Origin of the sequence: Pseudoalteromonas luteoviolacea, from assembly GCF_001696455.1 — a bacterium.
Taxonomy (GTDB): domain Bacteria; phylum Pseudomonadota; class Gammaproteobacteria; order Enterobacterales; family Alteromonadaceae; genus Pseudoalteromonas; species Pseudoalteromonas luteoviolacea_C.
On record NZ_MAUJ01000030.1, the window covers coordinates 1 to 2,801 of the forward strand.

Below are 2,801 nucleotides of genomic sequence, written 5' to 3' on the forward strand. Positions count from 1 at the left end.
CAGACAATAAACTCCGGCTTATTCAGCGCTTTGAATATGATGTATGGGGTAAAAAGTCGACGGTTGGGCGAGACAACGACCTGTACTCTGAGCACTATGTCAGCGACCATCTAAGTGGCCTATTTGGTACAACACCGCGCAACCTGCGCAGTTATACGGGGCACGAGCCAGTGGCATTGGGAGACGACAGCCGCATCCTTCATATGAATGGTCGGATCTACGATGTAGATACTGGGCGCGTGATGCAGGCCGATCCGTTTGTTCAGGCGCCTTCGAATCTTCAGAATTACAATGCTTATTCTTATGTTCTAAATAATCCGCTGAGTTATACGGATCCGAGTGGGTATTTGATCGCATTCACGAAGCCATTCAAAAAGGTGTTACGAAATGTAATTCGAGCTTCGTCAAAAGTGTTTGGTCCAACGCTCACGAATATAGTTGGTAACATTGCTTTTTATAAATTAGGTGGGCCTTTCGGTTCAGCTTACTGGAGTTATAACTTTACTCGCGCGATGGGCGGCTCTTCATCACAGGCATTAAAAGCTGGGGCGATTGCAGCTGTTTCCGCAGAAGCTTTCAACCAGATAGGCCGCGCTTTTGATGGCACTGGTGGTGCTTTCTGGAAAACCGGTGGTATTGGTCATGTTGCTACTCATGCACTTACTGGCGGTATTATTGCTGATTTACAAGGCGGTAAGTTTGGTCATGGTTTCTGGAGTGCCGGGTTAACGAAAGGCCTTAATATAAATGGCTTGATATCGGCTCCCGGTGCAGGGTATGACATTGCAAGGATTGCAGTGGCAGCAATAGTTGGTGGGACTGTCTCAAAAGTTACGGGTGGCAAGTTCTCAAATGGTGCCACAACCGCGGCATTTGCTCAGGCGTTTAATGGTAATAGCCAAATTAGAGCTGAGCAAGACAACAACATAGGATATCCATTTGGTAAAGAAAGCCAATTGGCTATGGCGTCTGACATGAATGAGGAAGAACTAGCACTTTATGATGAAGCTTGGAAATTAGCAATTAAAAACCGTATTATGGGTAAAACGGCAGAGCAACATGCTGCAGATAATTATTTAGCAGAAAACCCAGGGAGTCATGTTATTATAGGTGGAATTACACTTAGAGTTGGGCCAAATGGAGAAATTCGTTATCCAGATTTAACCGCTTTCAAGGTAGATGGGAATATTGAATTTATTGAAGTAAAAGCAGGTGCTGCGAAACTTAGCCCAAGACAAATTAGACTCGATAGGGTAATTCAAACTCAAGGTGCTATTGTATCTAGATCTACATCCGGTTATTTGCCTGCTCGTACGATACTTGGCCCCACAAATGTAGATTTACATAGAATAACCTTTGGTAACTTATTACCTAAATATTAGGTGAAAAATGTTTGATGAGTTGAAAAAATATATAAAGATTAACAGCGGCTCAGTTATACGCAATAGCGATGATCAAAGTGAGTTGATATTAATTGAATTGGATGAAAGAGTTTTTTTTGGTATAGAGGTGTTTAGGGATAATATATGTCTCATTTTACAAGATTTAGAGATTTGTAAGTTCGATCAAATGGTAAAAGGAATTAATTTTTCAGAAAGGTACTCTATTTTTTCTAAAGTGTATATTTCACAAATAGAATATAGAAAGGAAAAAGAAAGTAAATATGAGTCAGAGTTACTCCACATCTTAGCTGAGGTAAATGACAGGAAAATAGAGTTTCTTAAAGATTATTATTCTTCTTTAGACTCTTTCCAAATACCAACTTTTTTTACATCAAAAGAGATTGCAAAAAATCATTGCACAGCTGTTTATTTTGGGCTAATAAATAGGCTAATAATCGATTCAAATATTTCTTCTGAAGAGGTTGAAGAAATTACTGCCAAGTATTTTAAGCCTGGTTTTGGAAGTTTTGTAATTATGCAGCAAATAAACAGACTTAAATTATATTTGAATAGTAAGTAATATAGATGACACCTTATCCAAAGCCCCAGCAATTTGCTGGGGCTTTTCTATTTCTGGTCACGTTTCGCCGATTTTTTGGTCTCGCCTATCTGACCTGTGTGGTCGCATCTATCGACTTTCTGGTCCAAGTGGAGTGCTATATACATATGTATATAGCGGTGTATGTGACCAACGGTGTCACTTTACTGTTGCCACATGGTCGATTAGCCGCGACCACGTTGGTCAATCAAATTTAACCAAAACGGGTTGGTCAGTTGTGAGGGAGTGATAATTTGGGGTACAACTGACGGTTTGGAAAAAGTTGTAAGTATTCTGCCAAGTCAGTTTTAAATCTATGACTTAAAGGAAGTGGTTCTTTGTATGATTTATTTCTGATCTGGTTCAGATTCTTTGTTAGCCAATGGTCAAATTTAAGAAGACACCCAACTTAAATTTGGTAAAAAACTGAGTGTCGCCTATCTTTAAATAACGGTTAAAAGTTAGGCGCTCAATTCATGACAACAGCACGAAGTCGGCAAGTTAGCTTGGTGGATACTAAGTACTATCACTGCATATCACGATGCGTAAGGCGTGCGTTTTTGTGTGGAGAAGATAAAGTAACGGGTAAGTCTTATGAGCATCGAAGAGGGTGGGTTGAAGAGAAGTTACTACAACTTGCGAAGGTGTTCTGTATTGATGTGTGTGCGTATGCAGTGATGAGTAACCATACGCAAAATTTAAAAAGACACCCATCGTAAAATTCCGACGGATGCAGTTACTTTCAAGAGTTTTCGGGGTTATCGGGCCAATCTGAATTAATGATTTTTTAATCAAAATTGAGTAGTGAAAAAGTTGGTTAG

3 protein-coding genes and 1 pseudogene are annotated in these 2,801 nt (G+C 39.8%); all 4 read left to right on the plus strand.

The window, feature by feature from the left end; all coding sequences use genetic code 11:
• The coding region (locus tag A7985_RS25305) for an RHS repeat-associated core domain-containing protein (RefSeq protein ID WP_370671186.1) at nucleotides 1-1,382 on the plus strand (1,382 nt) is incomplete at its 5' end.
• Nucleotides 1,383-1,389: 7 nt separating this feature from the next.
• Nucleotides 1,390-1,962 (plus strand): hypothetical protein, encoded by a 573-nt coding sequence (locus A7985_RS25310; protein ID WP_065793148.1) that lies wholly within the window; start codon nucleotides 1,390-1,392, stop codon nucleotides 1,960-1,962.
• Between the two features lie 5 nt (nucleotides 1,963-1,967).
• Nucleotides 1,968-2,198, plus strand: a complete 231-nt coding sequence (locus tag A7985_RS25315) for a hypothetical protein (protein ID WP_065793149.1) — start codon at nucleotides 1,968-1,970, stop codon at nucleotides 2,196-2,198.
• A gap of 258 nt (nucleotides 2,199-2,456) precedes the next feature.
• A pseudogene (locus A7985_RS26145) lies at nucleotides 2,457-2,672 on the plus strand (transposase); the annotation flags it as partial.
• Between the last annotated feature and the right edge of the window lie 129 nt (nucleotides 2,673-2,801).

What these genes read in the sequence shown, in the direction of transcription:
- A7985_RS25310 (WP_065793148.1), top strand. Translation starts at nt 1,390, where the DNA reads ATGTTTGATGAGTTGAAAAAATATATAAAGATTAACAGCGGCTCAGTT.
- A7985_RS25315 (WP_065793149.1), top strand. Translation starts at nt 1,968, where the DNA reads ATGACACCTTATCCAAAGCCCCAGCAATTTGCTGGGGCTTTTCTATTT.